The sequence below is a fragment of the Streptomyces sp. NPDC004111 genome, from assembly GCF_042874215.1.
Taxonomy (GTDB): Bacteria; Actinomycetota; Actinomycetes; order Streptomycetales; family Streptomycetaceae; genus Streptomyces.
On sequence record NZ_JBIAMU010000023.1, the window covers coordinates 124,985 to 145,873 of the forward strand.

Consider the following 20,889-nt stretch of genomic DNA (forward strand, 5'->3'; position numbering starts at 1 on the left):
ATCCTCCGCTCGGAGCATCGCGCCGTTCCCGGCCGCGACGTCCGCCGTGGTCCGCATTGGCACACCGTTTTGGGAGCGTGAGTCGGTTGGCACTTTCCGAGGTTCAGAATGACGTTCGCCTGCCCGTCACCGCCGCTCAGCTCGGTGTGTGGGTAGCGCAGCGACTGGAGCCGGAGAGCCCGCTCTACCAGTGCGCCGTCCACTTCGACTCCGCCGCGCTCGACGTCGCGGTGCTGCGCCGCGCGATCGTCACCGCGGTGGCCGAGACCGACACCCTGCGCTCCCGGTTCGAGGACGACGGCGAGGTCCGCCAGGTGGTCCGCGCCGAGGTGGACGACAGCCTCGACGTGGTCGACCTGCGGGCCGGCGAGAACCCGGAGGCCGACGCCCGTGCCTGGATGGACCGCGACCTGGCGACCGTGCCCGACCTCGGCGGCGACACCCTCTTCCGGCACGCCCTGCTGATCCTCGCCGACGACCGGCACTTCCTGTACCTGCGCTACCACCACATCGTCCTCGACGGCTTCGGCCAGACCCGCTACCTGGACCGGCTCGCCCGCCTCTACACCGCGTTCCTGGCCGGCGAGGAGCCGCCCGCCGCCCGCCACCACTCCCTGGGCAGGCTCATCGACGAGGAGAGCGCCTACCGGGCGTCCGCCCACCACGACAGCGACCGCGACTTCCTCCTCGCCAATCTCGCCGGGGCCGAGGAGCGCCAGTCGCTGGCCGAGCGCGCCGCGGGCGCGGCCCCCCGCGCACTGCGCCTGCACGCCGACCTCGCGCCCGAACTGACCGCGGCCCTCACCGCCGCCGGGCACTGGCCGGCCGTGATCGCCGCCGCCACCGCCGTCTACCACCACCGGCTGCTGTCCGCCGAGGACATCGTGCTCGGCGTCCCGCTGGCCGCCCGCCGCACCCCGGCCGCGCTCACCACCCCCTCGATGCTCGCCAACGACCTGCCGCTGCGGCTGACCGTCACCCCCGCCACCACCTTCACCGAGCTGATCGCCCAGGCCCGCGCCGGACTGGGCGCCATGCTGCGCGTCCAGCGCTTCCGCCGCGAGGACCTGCACCAGGCCCGCGAACTCACCGGCACCGACGGCGGCATGTTCGGCACCGCCGTCAACGCCATGTCCTTCGACACCCGGGCCCGCTTCGGCGACGTGGTGGCCACCGCCCGCCAGCTCTCCAACGGCCCCGTCGCCGACCTCGCGCTCGCCACCCACGGCGACCCCGCCGAGGGCGAGGTGCGCCTGGAGCTCGCCGCCAACCCCGCCCTGTACTCCGCCGACGCCCTGCGCGCCCACCAGGAGCGTTTCCTGACCCTGCTCGGCTCGCTCACCGCCGCCCCCGACGCCCCCGTGGGCCGGGCCGAGATGTTCGACGAGCACACCGCGGCGCTGCTGCTGAACGCCCCCAACGACACCGCGGGCGAGGTCCCCGGCGGCCTCGTCGAGCTGTTCGAGCGGCAGGCGGCGGCCACCCCCGACGCCGTCGCGCTGTGCGCCGAGGAAACCCTCACGTACGCCGAACTGGACGCCCGCGCCAACCGCCTCGCCCGCCTGCTGGCCGCCCGCGGCATCGGCCCCGAGCAGCTGGTCGGCGTGGCCCTGCCCCGCACCGCCGGACTCGTCGTCACCCTGCTCGCCGTCCTGAAGACCGGCGGCGCCTACCTGCCGATCGACCCCGAACACCCCGCCGACCGCATCGCGATGATCCTTCAGGACGCCCGCCCCGGCCTCCTGGTCACCACCACCGGTCACCCGGTGCCGCCGGGGGTCTGCGCCCTCCACCTCGACACCACCGACCTCACCGCGGGCGACGCGGCCCCGCTCGGCCGCCCGCAGGACGGCCGCAGCACCGCGTACGTCATCTACACCTCCGGCTCCACCGGCCGCCCCAAGGGCGTCGCCCTGGAACGCGCCGCGGTGGACAACTTCCTCGCCGCGATGGCGCGTTCGGTGCCCGTCGGCCCGCAGGACCGGCTGCTGGCCGTCACCACCGTCAGCTTCGACATCGCCGTACTGGAGATCTTCCAGCCCCTGCTGGCCGGCGCCCGGGTGGTGCTGGCGGGCCGCGAGGAGGTCCTCGACCCGGAGGCGCTGCGCACCGTCGTGGCACGCGAGCGCATCACCGTCCTCCAGGCCACCCCCAGCCTGTGGCAGGCGCTGGTGGAGGACCGCCCCGAGGTGTTCGCCGGCGTACGGGTGCTGACCGGCGGCGAGGCCCTGCCGCAGTCCCTGGCCGCCGTCCTCGCCACGCACGCCGCGGGCGTCACCAACATGTACGGCCCGACCGAGACCACCGTCTGGTCGATGACCGCCCCCGTCGACGGCGGCCCCGTCACGCTCGGCACCCCCGTACTCAACACCCAGGTGTACGTGCTCGACGCGGCCCTGCGCCCGGTGCCCGCCGGACACAGCGGCGAGCTGTACATCGCCGGCGACGGCGTCGCCCGCGGCTACCGCGGCCGGCCCGCCCTCACCGCCGAGCGCTTCGTCGCCAACCCCTGCGGTCCGGGCCGCATCTACCGCACCGGCGACCTGGTGCGCGTCGAGGACAACGGCTCCCTCACCTTCGTCTCCCGCCTCGACCACCAGGTCAAGATCCGCGGCTTCCGCATCGAACTCGGCGACATCGAGGCGGCCCTGCTCTCCCACCCGCCCGTCGAGCGCGCCGCCGTGCTGATGCGCGAGGACCGCCCCGGCGACAAGCGGCTGGTCGCGTACGTGGTCTCCCCCGAGGGCGACACCCCGGCCCTGCGCGCGCACCTGGCCGAACGCCTCCCCGCGTACATGGTGCCGGGCGCCGTCGTCGTCCTCGACGCGCTGCCGCTGACCCCCAACAAGAAGCTCGACCGGCGCGCCCTGCCCGCCCCCGTGCGCGTCGCCCTGCCCGGCGGGCGCGCCCCGCGCACCCCGCTGGAGAAGCAGCTGTGCGCCCTGTACGCACAGGTCCTCGGCCTCCCGTCGGTCACCGTCGACGACGACTTCTTCACCCTCGGCGGCAACTCGCTCTCCGCCACCCGGGTCGTCTCCAACGCCGCCCGCGCCGGGCTCACCGTGCCCGTCCGCGACCTCTTCAAGGCGCGCACCGTGGCCCGGCTCGCGCCGCTGGTCACCACCGCCGCCGCCGGCACCCTGCCGCCGCTGCCCGAGCCGCTGCCCGCCGCCGAACTCGCCGCCCTGCTCGCGGACCCGGGCGTTCAGGAGGTGCTGCCGCTCACCCCGCTCCAGGAGGGCCTGGTGGTGCTCGGCGCCACCGCGGGCGCCGACGGCGACCTCTACACCGTCCACATCAGCCTCGACCTCGGCGGCGAGGTGGACGCCGAGCGGCTGCGCACCGCCCTCGGCTCCGTCGTCGCCCGCCACCCCGTGCTGCGCTCCGCCGTCGCCCACGAAGGGGTCAGCCGCCCCGTCCTCGTCGTGCGCGAGCAGGTCCCGGTGCCGTGGACCTGCGCCGACCTGCGCGGCCGGGCGCACGAGCTGGAAGCCGTCCTGCGCGCGCACACCGAGGAGCCCTTCGACCTCGCGTCCGCGCCCCTGCTGCGGGCCGCCCTGCTGCGGCTCGACGACGGCCACCGGCTCGTGGTGAGCTGCCACCACCTGGTGCTCGACGGCTGGTCGGTGCCGATCCTGCTCGGCGAGACGCTGCGCGCCTACCGGGGCGACGACCCCGGCCCCGCGCCGCGCCCCTACCGCGACCACCTGCGCTGGCTGGCCGGCCGCGACCACGAGGCGTCCGCCGCCGCCTGGGGCGAGGCCCTGTCCGGCGTCCGGCCGACCCTCGTGGGCAGCCCCGCACCCGGCACGGACGGCGCCCCCGACACCGTCCGCATCGAGCGCTCGCTGGACGCCGCCACCACCGCGGACCTGGAGCGCGCCGCCCGCGAACTGGGCGTCACCACCAGCAGCCTGGTGCAGGCCGCCTGGGCGGTCGCGCTGCGCGATCTGACCGGACGCGACGACGTCGTCTTCGGCATCACCGTCGCGGGCCGCCCCGCCGAACTGGCCGGCTCCGCCGACATGGCCGGACTCTTCGTCAACACCGTGCCGCTGCGGGCCCGTCCGGCCGCCGCCCGCACCCTGGCCGAGCTGGCCCGCGCCGTCCAGGACGACGGGGCCGAGCTGCTCGCCCACCAGTACCTGCCGCTCGTCGACATCCAGCGCGCGGCGGGCGTCACCCACCTCTTCGACACCCTCGTCGCCTTCCAGAACTACCCCGTGGACCGGGCCGCCCTCGACGGCGCCGCCCGCGACGGCGGACTGGAGATCGGCGGCGCCGACGTGCGGGACGCCACCCACTACCCGCTCACCCTCACCGCCGTGCCCGGCGAGCGGCTGACCGCCCGCCTCGCCTGCCGCCCCCACCTCTTCGGCGCGGACGCCGCGGCCGGACTGCTCGACCGGTTCACCGCGACGCTCGCCGCCCTGGCCGGCGCCCCCGCCACCCGGGTCGGCGACCTGGTGCCCGACAGCGGCCCCGCCGCCCACCAGGACGCCGACGCGCACCTGGTGGAGCTGCGCGGCTTCCGCTTCGACCCGGCCGCCGTCGAGGAGGCCCTGACCGGGCAGAGCGACGTGCTCCGCGCCGCGGTGACCGTCCGCGAGGACACCCCCGGCGAGCGCCGCCTGGTCGGCTACCTGGTGCCCCACCGGGGCACCGCCCCCGACCCGGCCGCACTGCGCGACGCGCTCGCCGACATCCTGCCCGACTACCAGGTGCCGTCCGTCCTGGTCACCCTGGACACCCTGCCCACCGCCCCCGGCGGCGGCGTCGACCGCGGGGCGCTGCCCGTCCCGGTCATCGCCGGCGCGGCCGTGCGGGGCCCCGTGACCCCCGTGCAGGAACTCCTGTGCGAGCTGTACGCGGAGGCGCTCGGCCTCACCTCGGTCGGCGTCGACGAGGACTTCTTCGCCCTCGGCGGCGACAGCGTCCTGGGCTTCCGGCTGCTGGCCCGCGCCCGCGCCCGGGGCATCTCCTTCGGCTTCCGCGACATGTTCGCGCTGCGCACGGTCGCCGCGCTCGCCGAGGCGTGCGTGCCCTACGAGCGGCCCCAGGAGCACGCCACCACCCTGCCCGTCACCGCCGAGGAGGCCGAGCGGCTGGCCGCGCGGCCCGGCGTCGAGGCGGTGCTGCCGGTGGCCCCCAACCAGGAGGGCCTGCTCTTCCACCACGCCTTCGACGAGGCCGACCCGTACACCCTGCAGATCGTCATGGACTTCGCCGCGCCCGTCGACGCCGCACGGCTGCGCGGCGCCCTCGGCCGCATGCTGCGGGGGCACGAGGCACTGCGGGTGGGCTTCTGCACCACCGAGGAGCAGAAGACCGTACAGCTGGTGCACACCGCCCCCGCCGTGCCCGTCCGGGAGGCGGAGGCGGCCGACGACGCGGCCTTCGCCGCCCTGCTCGACGAGGACAAGGCCACCCGCTTCGACCTGAGCGAGGCCCCGCTGCTGCGGGCGGCGGCCGTGCGCCGCGCGGACGGCACCGGCTCGCTGGTCCTGACGGTGCACCACATCGTGGCCGACGGCTGGTCGCTGCCGATCATCGCCCGCGACCTGTTCGCCCAGTACGCGGCGGGCACCGACGGCACCGAGGCCGCCGCCACCGGCGCCGCACCGGGCCCCGACGCGCCCGCCGCCCGCTACCGCGACCACCTCGGCTGGCTCGCCGCCGCCGGCGGCGAGGAGTCGCTGGAGGCGTGGCGCGGCGCGCTCGCCGAGGTCACCGAGCCCCTGCTGATCGGTACGGAGCGGGCCACCGAGGAGAGCGGCACCGGCGAGCCGGTACGCCGCGAGTACGCGCTGAGCGAGGACGAGACCGCGGCCCTGACCGCCACCGCCCGCAGCTGCGGAGTCACCGTCAACACCCTGGTGCAGGCCGCCTGGGCGCTCGTGCTGCGCGGCCTGACCGGACGCGACGAGACCCTCTTCGGCATCACCGTGGCGGGCCGCCCCGCCGACCTGCCGGGCTCCGGCGGCCTGGTCGGCCTCTTCATCAACACCGTGCCGCTGGCGCTGCGCCTGGACGCCCGCGAGAGCCTCGGCGACCTCGCGGCGCGGCTCGGCCGCGAACAGTCCGCGGTCATGGACCACCAGCACGTCGCGCTGCGCGACATCCAGCGCGCCGTGGGCCTGGGCGAACTCTTCGACACCTCGCTCAGCTTCGAGAACTACCCCCTGGACATGGCCGCCATCACCGCCTCGGCGCACGCCGCCGGGCTGGCCCTGACCGACGCCGCGGTCCGCGACGGCAGCCACTTCGCCCTCAACGTCGTCGTCGAGCCCGGCGACGCGCTCCAGCTGCGGGTGCGCCACCAGCGGCACCTGGTGGACGAGGAGACCGCGCACGCCGCCGGCGCCGAACTCCTCGCCGCGCTGCGGGCGTTCGCCACCGCGCCCGGCACCCCGCTGGGCCGCCTCGCGGGCGCCCCGGCCGACGCCCGGCGCACCGCGCTCCAGGCCTGGAACCCGCCGCAGGCCGACCCGGCCGGCGACACCCTGCCCGCCCTGTTCGCCGCCCAGGCGGCCCGCACCCCCGACGCACGCGCCGTGCTCGCGGGCGGCGAGGAGCTCACCTACCGTCAGCTCGACCGCCGCTCCAGCGCGTTCGCCGCCGAACTGACCGCCCGCGGCGCCGGCCCCGGCAGCCTCGTCGCGGTCATGCTGCCGCGCTCCGTCGACCTGATGGTCGCCCTGCTCGGCGTGCACCGGGCCGGTGCCGCGTACGTGCCCGTCGACCCCGCCTACCCGGCCGAGCGGATCGCCGTCGTGCTCGCCGACGCCGCCCCCGCCCTGGTCGTCGCCGCCGACGCGGACCTGGTCCCCGACGGCCTGGCGACCGTGCGCCCCACCGCCGCCGAGGCCGACCCGGTGAACGCACCCGTCCGGCCCGAGGACGCCGCGTACGTCATCTTCACCTCCGGCTCCACCGGCCGCCCCAAGGGCGTCGTCGTCGAACACCGGGCGCTCGGCGCCTACCTGGTACGGGCCCGCGCCGACTACCCGGACGCCGCCGGGCTCTCCCTCGCCCACACCTCGGTCTCCTTCGACCTCACCGTCACCTGCCTGCTCACCCCGCTGACCGCGGGCGGCTGCGTCCACCTGGCCGAGATCCCGGACGCCGTCGGCGCCGAGCGCCCCGCCTTCCTCAAGGGCACCCCCAGCCACCTGCGGCTGCTCGACACCCTGCCCGACGAGGTGTCCCCGACCGGGACGCTGATCCTCGGCGGCGAGGCGCTGCGCGGCGAGATGCTCACCCGCTGGCGCTCCGCGCACCCCGACGTGACCGTGATCAACGCCTACGGGCCGACCGAGGCCACCGTCAACGCCATGGAGTTCCGCATCGAGCCCGGCGCCGAGGTGGCGCCGGGACCGGTCCCCATCGGCCGCCCCTTCCCGTACGCCCGGGTCTACGTCCTGGACAGCGGGCTGCGGCCGGTGCGCCCCGGCGCCCGCGGCGAGCTCTACCTCGCGGGCGAGGGCCTGGCCCGCGGCTACCTGGGCATGCCGGGCCAGAGCTCCCACCGCTTCGTGGCCGACCCCTACGGCCGCCCCGGCACCCGCATGTACCGCACCGGCGACCTGGCGCGGATGCGCCCGGACGGCGCCGTGGAGTACCTGGGCCGGGTCGACGACCAGGTCAAGGTGCGCGGCTTCCGCATCGAGCTGGGCGAGATCGAGACCGCGGCCGGTGCCGTGCCCGGCGTGCTGCGGGCCGCCGCCGCCGTGCGCGGCACCGCCGCCGAACCCCGCCTGGTCGGCTACCTGGTGGCGCCCGACGGCGTGGACACCGCCGCCGTCGAGGCCCACCTGCGCGAGACGCTGCCGCCGTACATGGTGCCCGCCGCCCTCGTGGTGCTCGACGCCCTGCCGCTGACCCCCAACGGCAAGGTCGACCGGGCCGCCCTGCCCGAGCCGGCGGCCGTCGCCGGCACCGCGGCCCGCACCGCCGCGGGCGCCCTGGAGGAGCGGCTGCTCGGCCTCTTCCAGCAGGTGCTGGGCCGCCAGGACATCGGCGTCGACGACGACTTCTTCACCCTCGGCGGCGACAGCATCATGTCGATCCAGCTGGTGGGGCGGGCGCGTGCGGCGGGTCTGCGGTTCACGCCGCGGCACGTCTTCGAGCACCGCACCGTCGCCCGCCTCGCCTCGGCCCTCGGCGCGGAGGCGTCCGCCAGCCCGCTGGAGGAGCGGCTGCTGGGGCTGTTCCGGCAGGTGCTGGGCCGCGCCGACGTGGGCGTCGGGGACGACTTCTTCACGCTCGGCGGCGACAGCATCATGTCGATCCAGCTGGTGGGCCGGGCGCGTGCGGCGGGTCTGCGGTTCACGCCGCGCCATGTCTTCGAGCACCGCACCGTCGCCCGCCTCGCCACCGTCCTCGCCGAGGACGCGGTGCCCGCGCCCACCGTCGGCCAGGGCCCCGCACGGGCCCCGTTCCTGCCGCTGATGCGCAGGCTGCTGGCGCGCGGCGGCCGCGTCGCCCAGTACCACCAGTCGCTCACCCTGACGCTGCCCCCGACCACCGAGGACCACCTCGCGACGGCCCTCGGTGCCGTGCTGGAGCAGCACGAGGCGCTGCGGATGCGGACCCTGGGCGACGACGAGTTCGAGATCCGCCCCGTCGGCCCCGAGGGCACCACCGCCCTCGCCCGCACCCACCTGACGCGCATCGAGGTCCCCGCCGGCGCCACCGAGCAGGACCTCGACGCCCTGGTCGCCGACCGCACCTCCGCCGTCCGCGACCTCCTCGACCCGGCCGCCGGACGGATGCTGCGCGCCGTCTGGTTCGACCGTGGCCCCCAGGTGCCCGGCCGGCTGCTGCTCGTCGTCCACCACCTCGCCGTCGACGGCGTGTCCTGGCGGATCGTGGTGCCCGACCTCGTACAGGCGTGGGAGGCGGCCGTCGCGGGCCGCGGCAGCGGACTGCCGCCGGTGGGCACCTCCCTGGCCCGCTGGGCCCAGGACCTTACGGCGCTGCCCACCGAGGACGCCGGCCACTGGCGCGACCTGCTCGCCGACGGCGACCCGCTGCTCGGCAGCCGCCCCCTGGACCCCGCTCTCGACCTGCGCGGCGACGCCGGACGGCTCACCCTGCGGCTGCCCGCCGACGTCAGCGCGGCGGTGCTCTCCGCACTGCCCGCCGCGTTCCGCGCCACCCCCGACGACGTCCTGCTGACCGCGCTGGCCGCCGCCGTGCCGCTGTGGCGCGGCGACGAGGAGTCCCTGCTGGTGGACGTGGAGAGCCACGGCCGCCACGAGGACCTGGTGCCGGGCGCCGAACTCTCCCAGACCGTCGGCTGGTTCACCGTCGCCCACCCGGTCCGCCTGGACACCGCGCAGGCCGGCCCGCGGGCCGTCACCGAGGGCACCGAAGCCGCCGGCGACGCGGTGCGCGCCGTCAAGGAGCGGCTGCGCGCCGTCCCGCGCGAGGGCGTCGGCTACGGCCTGGCCCGCTTCACCGACCCGGCCTCCGCACCGCTGTTCGCCAAACTGCCCGAGGCCCAGATCGGCTTCAACTACCTGGGCCGCACGAGCCTGGCGGGCGCGCTGGCCCCCGGCTGGGAACTGGCCGCGGTCGGCGCCGACGACGCCCCCGAGGTGCCGCTCTCGCACGTCGTCGAGGTCAACGCCACCGCCCACGAGGGCCCGGACGGCCCCGAACTGGTCGCCACCTGGACCTGGGCCCGCGCCCTGGTCGACGACGCGCGGGCGGCCGAGCTCGCCGACCTGTGGTTCACCGCGCTGCGCGGCCTCGCCGCCTACGCCCAGCGCCCCGACGCCGGCGGCCTCACCCCGAGCGACCTGCTGCTGGAGCTGACGCAGCCGGAGATCCGCGAACTGGAGGCCGCCGGGGACGTCGCCGACCTGCTGCCGCTGGCCCCGCTCCAGGAGGGCCTGCTCTTCCACCACCAGTACGGCGACGGCGCCGACGACCCGTACGTCTCGCAGTTCCGCTTCGAGCTGACCGGCCCCCTGGACCGGGCCCGGCTGCGGGCCGCCGCCGCCCAGGTGCAGCGCCGCCACCCGGCCCTGCGCGCCGCGTTCCGCCGCACCTCGCAGGGCACCCCCGTCCAGGTCGTCCTCGCCGACCCGCCGCTGGACCTCACCGAGCGCGAGGTGTCCGGCCAGGACGCCGTCGACGCGCTGTGCGAGGCCGACCGCACACGCCCCTTCGACATCACCCGGGCGCCGCTGATCCGCTGGACGCTCGCCTGTGACGGCGACCGGCACACCCTCGCCGTCACCTCGCACCACAGCATCCGCGACGGCTGGTCGCTGCCCGTCGTGCTCGGCGAACTGATGGCGCTCCACCTGGGCGAGACGCTGCCCGAGGCCCGCCCGCACCGCGAGTACCTGGCCTGGCTGGCCCGGCAGGACCGCGACGCGGCGACCGCCGCCTGGCAGCAGGCGCTGGCCGGGCTCGACGGAGGCACCCTGCTGGCCCGCGGCCCCGCCCCGGCCGGACAGACGCCCGGACGCCACGACCTCCTCGTCGCGGGCCTCGACGTCGAGGGCGCCGCCCGGCGCCTGGGCGTCACCGTCAACACCCTGCTGCAGACCGCCTGGATGCTGCTGCTGGCCCGCCTCACCGGCCGCGACGACGTGGTCACCGGCACCACGGTCAGCGGGCGCCCCGCGGACCTGCCCGGCGTGGACGGCATGGTCGGCCTGTTCATCAACACCCTGCCCCTGCGCGCCGCCCTGCGCGCGGACGAGACGGCCGGCGACCTCGCCCGCCGCCTCCAGCTCGAACAGGCCCGCCTCGGCGAGCACCAGCACCTGGGCCTCGCCGACATCCAGCGGTCCGCCGGGCACGGCGAACTCTTCGACACCTCCATGGTGTTCGAGAACTACCCCGTGGACACCGAGGCCCTGCGGGCCGTCGCCCGCCGCGCCGGACTGGAGGCGGGCCCAGCGGCCCACCACTCCGTCACCCACTACGCCCTCGCCATGGAGGCGAGCCCCACCGCCGACGGGCTGCACCTGCGCCTGCACCACCGCCCCGACGCGATCCCCGCCGAGCGGATCGGCGACGTCGGCCGGCTGCTGCGCCGCGTGCTGCACACGGTGGTCACCGCGCCCGGCACCCCGGTCGGACGCATCCGCGCCCACGGCGGCACCGCCCGCACCGCCCTGCTCGCCCTCGGCCGCGGCGACCGGGCGCCCGTGGACCCGCGCTCCTGGCCGGAGCTGTTCCTGGCGCAGGCCCGCCGCTCCCCGAACGCCCCGGCGCTGGTCCACGCCACCGGCACCCTCACCTTCGGCGAACTCGCCCACCGGGCCGGGGAACTGGCCCGGATCCTGGCGGACGCCGGGGTGGACACCGAGCGGCGGGTGGCGATCGTGCTGCCGCGCTCGCCCGAACTGGTGGTGGCCCTGCACGCGGTGGCCCTGGCGGGCGGCGCGTTCGTCCCCGTGGACCCGGCCCACCCCGCCGAGCGGATCGCCCGCACGCTCACCGACGCGGGCCCCGTCCTGCTGCTGACCACGAGCGGTACCGAACTGCCCGCCACCGGGGTGCGCCGCCTGGACATCGACACCCTCGACCTGACCGGCCGCGGACGGCTGCCCGCCCGCACCCACCGCCCCGACCAGGCCGCGTACGTCATCTACACCTCGGGCTCCACCGGCCGCCCCAAGGGCGTCGTCGTCACCCACGGCGGCATCCCGGGCCTGGCCCGCGCCCAGCGCGCCGCGTTCGGCATCGAACCCGACAGCCGGGTCCTGCAGTTCGCCTCGCCCAGCTTCGACGCGTACGTCTCCGAGGTCGTCGTCACCCTCCTGGCCGGCGTCCCCCTCGTCCTGGCCTCCCGCGACGAACTGCTGCCCGGCGCCCCGCTGGCCCGCACCGTCGCCGCGCACGGCGTCACCCACGCCACCCTGCCGCCCGCGGCGCTGCGCGAGATGGCCCCCGAGGACCTGCCGACGCTGCGCGCCCTGACCGTCGCGGGCGAGCAGTGCCCCCCGCAGGTCGCCGAACTCTGGTCGGCCGGACGGCGCATGATCAACGCGTACGGGCCGACCGAGACGACCGTCTGCGCCACCATGAGCGCCCCGCTGTCGGGGCCCGGCGTCCCGCCGATCGGCGGCGCCCTGCCCGGACAGGCCGTCCGGGTCCTGGACCCGCACCTGCAGCCCGTCCCCCTCGGCGTCACCGGCGAGCTGTACGTCGCCGGCGACAGCCTGGCCCGCGGCTACCTGGACCGGCCCGCACTGTCCGCGGAGCGCTTCGTCGCCGACCCGTTCGGCGCCCCCGGCACCCGCCTGTACCGCACCGGCGACCTGGCCGCCTGGCGCGAGGACGGCCAGCTCGTCTACGCGGGCCGCGCCGACCGGCAGATCAAGCTGCGCGGCTTCCGCATCGAACCCGGCGAGATCGAGGCCGCCGTCGTCGCCGGACCCGAGGTCGCCGCGAGCGCCGTCGTCGTCCGCGAGGACCGCCCCGGCGACCGCCGGGTGGTCGCCTACGCGGTGCCCGCCCCCGGCGCCACCGTGCTGCCCGAGGCGGTGCGTACCCGGCTGCGCGAGACGCTGCCCGACCACATGGTGCCCGCCGCCGTCGTCGTCCTCGACCGGCTGCCCGTCACCGTCAACGGCAAGCTCGACGAGGCCGCCCTGCCCGCCCCGCTGCTCGCCGCCCCGCAGGGCCGCGAGGCCGCCACCCCCGTCGAGGAACTCCTCGCCGGAGTGTTCGCCGAGGTGCTCGGCGTGGCACGGGTCGGCGTCGACGACTCCTTCTTCGACCTCGGCGGCCACTCCCTGCTCGCGATGCGCCTGGTCGCCAGGGCGCGCGCCGTGCTCGGGGTGGAGCTGGGAGTGCGGGAGGTGTTCGAGACACCCACCGTCCGCGAGCTCGCCAGGGCCGCCTGTGGCGGAGGGGCCACCCGCACCGGCGCCCCGGGCACCCTGCCCAGGCCGCAGCGGCTGCCGCTGTCGTACGCCCAGCAGCGGCAGTGGTTCCTCGACCGCTTCGACGGACCCAACACCGCCTACCACATCCCGCTGGCCCTGCGGCTGACCGGAACCCTCGACAGGGCGGCGCTCGCCGCCGCGCTCCAGGACCTGATCGACCGTCACGAGGCGCTGCGCACCCTGATCGCGGAGGACGAGGAGGGCGCGTACCAGCGCGTCGTGCCCGCACGAATCGTGCTCGGGCACTCCGAGGTCACCGGGGCCACCCTGCACGACGCCCTCGCCGAGGACATCGCCCGCCCCTTCGACCTGACGGCCGACATCCCGGTACGGGCACGGCTGTTCGCCCTCGCCGACGCACCGTCGCACCGGGCGGCGGACGGCGACGCGCAGGCGCCCGGGGAGCCGGACGAGGTGCGCGAGCACGTCCTGCTCGTCGTGGTCCACCACATCTCCGGCGACGGCGCCTCCGTGCCGGTGCTGGCCCGCGACCTGGTCGCCGCCTACCGCGCCCGCCTCGCGGGCACCGCCCCGCAGGCCCCCGCGAACGCCCCGCAGTACCCCGACTTCGCCCTCTGGCAGCGGGCCGAACTCGGCGACGAGAGCGACCCCGGATCCGTCCTCGGGCGCCAGCTCGACCACTGGCGGACCACCCTGGCCGGGCTGCCCGAGGAACTGGCGCTGCCCGTCGACCGGCCCCGCCCGGCGGCCGGCGCGCACCGTGCGGGCCGCCACCGCTTCGAGCTGCCCGCCGCCCTGCACGGCGAGCTGAACCGGCTCGCCCGCGAACTGCGCGCCACCCCCTTCATGGTGATGCAGGCGGCGCTGGCCGCCCTGCTGTCGCGGATGGGCGCCGGCACCGACATCCCGATCGGCTCGCCGATCGCCGGCCGCTCCCACGAGGCCCTGGGCGACATGGTCGGCCTCTTCGCCAACACCCTCGTCCTGCGCACCGACCTCTCCGGCGAGCCGACCTTCGCCGAACTGGTCGGGCGGGTGCGCGAGAGCGACCTGGCCGCCTTCGCCCACCAGGACGTGCCCTTCGAGCGGCTGGTGGAGGCGCTGCGCCCGGAGCGCTCCGCCGGACGCCACCCGCTGTTCCAGGTGGTCGTCGAGTGGGGCGACGACGAGAGCCGCGCGATGGAACTGCTCGAGGACCTTCCCGGGCTGGCCGTCGCACCCCTCCAACTGGCCTCCGAGGTCGCCAAGTTCGACCTCGTGCTGCACCTGCGCCCGCGGCTGGCCCCGGACGGCTCGGCCGCCGGGATCGCGGTGGGCCTGGAGTACAGCGCCGACATGTTCGACGCCCGGACCGCCGAGGAACTGGGCGAGCGGCTGGTACGGCTGCTGGGCGCGGCCCTCGCCGACCCCGCCGGGCCGGTCGCCGACCTCGACGTGCTCGCACCCCACGAGCGCCGCCTGCTGGCCTCCGACTGGACGTACACCCCGGCCATCCCGGCCGCGCCGGTCGCCGGCGGCGACTCGATCGTCCGCCGCTTCGAGGCGGTGGCCGCCGCCCACCCGGACGCCGTCGCCGTCACCGGCGAGGACGAGCGGGGCGCGCCCGCCGCGCTCACCTACCGCGAGCTGAACGCCGCGGCCAACCGCCTCGCCGCACTGCTGCGCGAACGGGGCGCCGGCCCCGAGGAGTTCGTCGCGCTCGCCCTGCCCCGGGTCACCGACCTGGCCGTCGCCGTCCTCGCCGTCCTCAAGTCCGGCGCCGGCTACCTGCCCGTGGACCCCGCCTACCCGGCCGAGCGGGTGGCCCTGCTGCTCGGCGACACCCGCCCGGTGGTCACCGTCGCCACCCGCGCCACCACCGCCGCCCTCGGCGGCGACGGCTGGCTGGCCCTGGACGACGCGGCGACCCTCGCCGACCTCGCCGGGCGCCCGGCGGACAACCCGGCGCCGGCCGCCGCCGCCGACCACGCCGCGTACGTCATCTACACCTCCGGCTCCACCGGCACCCCCAAGGGCGTCGTGGTCACCCACCGCAACGTGCTGCGCCTCTTCGACTCCACCGACCACTGGTTCGGCTTCGGCGCCGACGACACCTGGACCCTCTTCCACTCCTACGCCTTCGACTTCTCCGTGTGGGAGCTGTGGGGCCCGCTGCTGCACGGCGGACGCCTGGTGGTCGTCCCGCACGCGGTCACCCGCGAACCCGCCGCCTTCCTCGACCTGCTGGTGCGCGAGAAGGTCACCGTCCTCAACCAGACCCCCTCCGCCTTCAACGAACTCGTCGCCGCGGACGGGGATGCGGGCGGCGCCCCGCTGAGCCTGCGCTACGTCGTCTTCGGCGGCGAGGCACTGGACGCGTCCCGGCTGCTGCCCTGGTACGAGCGGCACGCCGACGACGCCCCCGCCCTGGTCAACATGTACGGCATCACCGAGACCACCGTGCACGTCACCTACCGCAGGCTGGCCGCCGACGAGGTGCGCGCCGGGGTCGTCGGCGCCATCGGCACCGGCATCCCCGACCTCGGGGTGCACGTCCTGGACGAGCGGCTGCGCCCCACGCCGGTCGGCGTCGTCGGCGAGCTGTACGTCTCCGGCGGGGGAGTGGCCCGCGGCTACGCCCACCGCCCCGGCCTCACCGCCACCCGCTTCGTCGCCGACCCGTTCGGCGCGCCCGGCACCCGCCTGTACCGCGCGGGCGACCTGGCCAGGCGCCGCGCCGACGGCTCCCTGGAGTACCTCGGCCGGGCCGACGCCCAGGTCAAGCTGCGCGGCTTCCGCATCGAACTCGGCGAGATCGAGTCGGCGCTGCTCGCGCTGGAGCCGGTGGCCCAGGCGGCCGTCGTCGTACGGGAGGACAACCCCGGCGACCGCCGGCTGGTGGCCTACGTCGTCACCGACGGCGCACGGGGCGACGACTCCCCGGACGAGGGCGGCGCGCTGCGCGAGGCGGTCGCCGACGGGCTGCCGTCCCACATGGTCCCCTCGCACGTGGTCGTCCTGGACCGGCTGCCGCTGACCGTCAACGGCAAACTGGACCGGGGGGCGCTGCCCGCCCCGCGGGCAGCCGCCCGCGCCGAGGGCCGCGCCCCGGCCACCGAGGCCGAACAGCTCCTGGTGGACGCCTTCGCCGAGGTGCTCGGCGTGCCGCGGGTCGGGGTCGACGACTCCTTCTTCGACCTCGGCGGCCACTCCCTGCTCGCCATGCGCCTCACCGCCCGGATCCGGGCCGCGCTCGGCGTGGAGGTGGGGGTGCGCGAACTCTTCGAGTCGCCCACCCCGGCCGCCCTGGCCCGCCGCACCGCCGCGCGGCCCACCGGCGCCGGCCCGGCGCCCGCGGTGGTGGCCGTGCACCCGCGCCCCGCGCGGATCCCGCTCTCCCCGGCCCAGCAGCGGCTGTGGCTGCTGGACCGGCTGACCGGGCCCAGCGGCACCTACAACATCCCCGTCGCCCTCCAGCTGACCGGCGCCCTGGACGCGGACGTGCTGCGCGAGGCGCTCGGCGACGTGGTGCGCCGGCACGAGAGCCTGCGCACCCTGATCGAGGACCCGGACAACACCGGCACCGGCGCCCGGCTGCGGATCCTGCCCGACGCCGCCGTCGACCTGCCCGTCCTGCCGGTGCACCCCGGCGACCTCGCCGCCCGGATCGACGAGGGCGCCGCCGCCGGGTTCGACCTGACCACCGAAGTGCCGCTGCGGGCACGGCTGTTCGCCACCGGGCCCCAGGAACACGTGCTGCTGCTCGTGGTCCACCACATCGCGGGCGACGGCACCTCCATGCCGGTCCTCGCCCGCGACCTGGCCGCCGCCTACGCGGCCCGGCTCGACAACACCGCCCCCGGGTGGGCGCCACTGCCCGTGCAGTACGCCGACTACGCCCTGTGGCAGCACGCCCGGCTCGGCGACGGCTCCCAGGGCAGCGAGAGCGAACGCCAGCTCGCCTTCTGGCAGCAGGAGCTCAGCGGCCTCCCGGACGAGCTGACGCTGCCCGTGGACCGGCCCCGCCCGGCCGTGGGACCGCACCGCGCGGGCCGGCACGTCTTCACCGTCCCGCAGCCGCTGTACGAGCGGGTCGGCGAGGTCGCCCGGGAGCTGCGCGCCACCCCGTTCATGGTGGTCCAGGCGGCGCTGGCCGCCCTGCTGTCGCGGATGGGCGCGGGCACCGACGTCCCGATCGGCTCCCCGGTGGCCTCCCGCGGCGACGAGGCCCTGGCCGGTGTGGTCGGCTTCTTCGTCAACACCCTCGTCCTGCGCACCGACCTCTCCGGCGAGCCGACCTTCGCCGAACTGGTCGGGCGGGTGCGCGAGAGGGACCTGGCCGCCTTCGCCCACCAGGACGTGCCCTTCGAGCGGCTGGTGGAGGTCCTGCGCCCGGAGCGCTCCGCCGCCCGCCACCCGCTCTTCCAGGTGGTGCTCAGCCTCGACAGCTCCCTGGGCACCGCCCTCGCCGAGGTCGAGGGGATGCCCTCACTGACCGCCTCGGCCCGCCAGGTCGACCCGACGACCGCCAAGTTCGACCTGACCTTCACGCTCACCGACCGGCTCGGGGAGAGCGGCACCCCCGTCGACTGGAGCGGCGCCGTCGAGTACAGCGCCGACATGTTCGACGCGGACACCGTCGACCTGCTCGCCCGGCGCCTGGTCGCCCTCCTCGACGCGCTGACCGCCCGCCCGGCGGCCCGGGTCACCGACCACGACGTCCTGGTGGACGGCGAGCGCGAGCGGATCCTCGGCAGCTGGCTGGAGACCCCCGCCCCCGTCGCCCCCACGACCGTCACCCGCGCCCTGGCCGCGCACGCCGCCGCGGACCCGGGCGCCCCCGCCCTCGGCTGGGCGGGCAGCACCCTCTCCCGCGCCGAACTCGACGCCCGCGCCAACCGGTTCGCGCACGCCCTGCTGCGGCGCGGCATCGGGCCCGAGGCCCGCATCGGCGTCCTGATGGAACGCTCCGACGCGCTGGCGGTGACCCTGCTGGGCATCGTCAAGGCGGGCGCCGCCTACGTGCCGCTCAGCACCGCCAACCCCGACGAGCGGCTCGCCTGGCTCCTCGACCAGGTCCAGGCACCGCTGCTGGTCGTCGACGAGGCCTGCCGGGAGCGCGCCGGACAGCTGGCCACCACGGCCGAGCTGATGTCCGCCGACGCCAGCACCGAGGACCTGCCCGACACCGACCCGGGCGTGGAGATCACCCCGGAGCGGCTGGTGTACGTCATGTTCACCTCCGGCTCCAGCGGCCTGCCCAAGGGCGTCGCCATCACCCACGGCGACCTCGTGCAGCTCGCCGAGGACAGCTGCTGGGACGACGTCACCGACCGGGTGCCGCTGCACTCCCCGCACGCCTGGGACGGCTCCATCCTGGAGTTCTGGGTGCCGCTGCTGCGCGGCGGACAGGTCGTCGTGGCACCGCCCGGCGAACTGGACGTGGCCGACCTGCGGGCCCTCATCGAGGACCACGCGCTGACCTCGCTGTTCCTGACGGCCGGTCTCTTCCGGGTGCTGTCCCAGGAGATACCGCAGGTGCTCGCCCGAGTCCGCCAGGTCGCCACCGGCGGCGACGTGGTCTCCGGGGCCGGCGTGCGGCGCCTGCTGGAGCACAACCCGCGGCTGCGGATGGTCAACGCCTACGGCCCCACCGAGGTCACCGTGATGGCGCTGTCCCACCGCGTCGACCCCACCGCCCTGGACCCCGGCGCCCACAGCGTGCCGATCGGCCGCTCCCTGGACGGCATGCGGCACTACATCCTCGACGACGCGCTGCGGCCCGTACCGCCGGGCGTCACCGGCGAGCTGTACGCGGCCGGCGCCGGGCTCGCCCGCTGCTACTGGGGCCGCCCCGACCTGACCTGCGACCGCTTCACCGCCGACCCCTACGGCGCCCCCGGCGCCCGCATGTACCGCACCGGCGACCTGGCCCGCTGGAACTCCCACGGGCTCGTCGAGTTCGCCGGCCGCGCCGACGAACAGGTCAAGCTGCGCGGCTTCCGCATCGAGCTCGGCGAGATCGAGTCGGCCGTGGCCGCCGCCCCCGGCGTCACCGCCTGCGCGGTGATCGTCCGCGAGGACCGGCCGGGCAACAAGCGGCTGGTCGCCTACACCGTCACCGGCCCCGGCTACGACCGGGCCGCACTCGGCGCGCACCTGGGCGCCACCCTGCCCGACTACATGGTCCCGGCCGCGGTCGTGGAGCTGACCGAGCTGCCGCTCACCCCGATCGGCAAGCTCGACCGCAAGGCGCTGCCCGCCCCCGAGTTCGGCTCCGCCGACGGCCGGGCCGCCGAGGGCGCGGAGGAGGAGATCCTCGTCCGCCTCTTCGCCGAGACCCTCGGCCTGCCCGAGGGGTCCGTCGACCCCGACGGCGCCTTCTTCGACCTGGGCGGCGACAGCATCATGGCCATCCAGCTGGTCAGCGCCGCCCGCCGGGAAGGACTGCGGATCACCGGCGCCGACGTCTTCACGCACCGTACGGTCGCCGAACTCGCCCGCGCCGCCGCCGCGGCCGTGGAGGCCGAGGACGCCGAACCGGACGAGCCGGTCGGCACCCTGCCCGCCTGGCCGATGCTGCACTGGCTGGCCGAACGCCGCGTCCCCATGGACCGGTTCAACCAGACCACCGTCCTGCACGCGCCCGCCGCCCTCGACCTGCCGAAGCTGCACGCCGTGGTCGCCGCCCTGCTGGAGCGCCACGACAGCCTGCGCCTCCAGGTGTCCGTCGCCGACCCGGACGACGCCACCACCTGGGGCGTGGAGGTCCACCCCGTCGGCGCGGTACGGGCCGAGGACCTGGTGCGCCGGATGGACGCCGCCGCCCTCACCGAGGACGAACTCACCGAGGCGGTACGCGTCCACGGCCGCGCCGCCGTCGGCAGGCTCGCCCCCGCCGACGCGGCCATGGTCGAGATCGTCTGGTTCGACCGGGGCGAGCAGCCGGGCCTGCTCCTGGTCGCCGCCAACCACCTCGCGATCGACGGGGTGTCCTGGCGGATCCTGCTGCCCGACCTCGTCCTGGCCTGGCAGCAGGTCCTGGCGGGCGAGCGGCCCCGCCTCGACGCCGGCGGCACCTCGCTGCGCCGCTGGTCGGAGCGGGCCGTGCAGCGCGCCGCCGACCCGCGGACGCTGGCCGAGCTCGACCACTGGACCGGCACCCTGCGCCGCGGCCACCGCCCGCTCGGCTCCCGCCCCCTGGACCCGGCCGTGGACCTGCTGGCCGGCGCCCACCGGCTGCGCCGCACCCTGCCCGCGCGGCCCACCGGGCACCTGCTCACCACCGCGCCCGCGGTGGTCGGGGCGGGCGTGGACGACGTGCTGATGGCCGGACTCGCGATGGCCGCGGCCAAGGTGCGCGGCGACGCGGACGCGCCCGTGCTCATCGACGTGGAGAGCCACGGCCGCGACACCACCGGCACCCTGGACCTGTCGCGCACCACCGGCTGGTTCACCGCCCTGTACCCGGTGCTGCTGGACACCGGCGGCGCCGACCTCGCCGACGCCTTCGCCGCGGGCGCCGCCGCCGGAACCGTGCTCAAGCACGTCAAGGAGCAGCTGCGGGCCGTCCCGCACGAGGGCCTGGGCTACGGGCAGCTGCGCCACCTCAACCCGGCGGCCTCCGCCGCCTTCGAGGGCCTTGCGGGCGCCGGGATCGGCTTCAACTACCTCGGCCGCTTCATTCCCGGCGAGAGCGGCGACTGGACGGTCGCGAACGGCCTGCCCCGCCCCGACGGCGAGGACCCGGCGACCCCGCTGGCGCACGCCGTGGAGATCAACGCCTACATCGAGGAGAGCGAGGAGGGGCCGCGGCTCGGCGCCACCTGGACCTGGGCCCCCGGAGTGCTGGGAGAGGAGGAAGTGAGCGCTCTGGCCGACGGCTGGTTCGAGGCCCTGACCGCTCTGGCCGGCTACGCCCAGCGGCCCGACGCGGGCGGTCTGACCCCCCACGACGTGGGGCTTATAGACATCACACAGAGCGAGATCGAAGAGTTCGAGGACGAACTGGCCTCGGACTGGGAGAATTGAA

The 20,889-nt window shown here is 76.4% G+C and carries 1 protein-coding gene; it reads left to right on the top strand.

Annotation, left to right across the window (positions count from 1 at the left end; all coding sequences use genetic code 11):
• Nucleotides 1–86: 86 nt before the first annotated feature.
• Complete coding sequence (locus ACFYVL_RS36325) at nt 87–20,888, top strand: non-ribosomal peptide synthase/polyketide synthase (RefSeq protein WP_389252725.1); 20,802 nt, start codon at nt 87–89, stop codon at nt 20,886–20,888.
• The last annotated feature ends 1 nt before the right edge of the window (nt 20,889 follow it).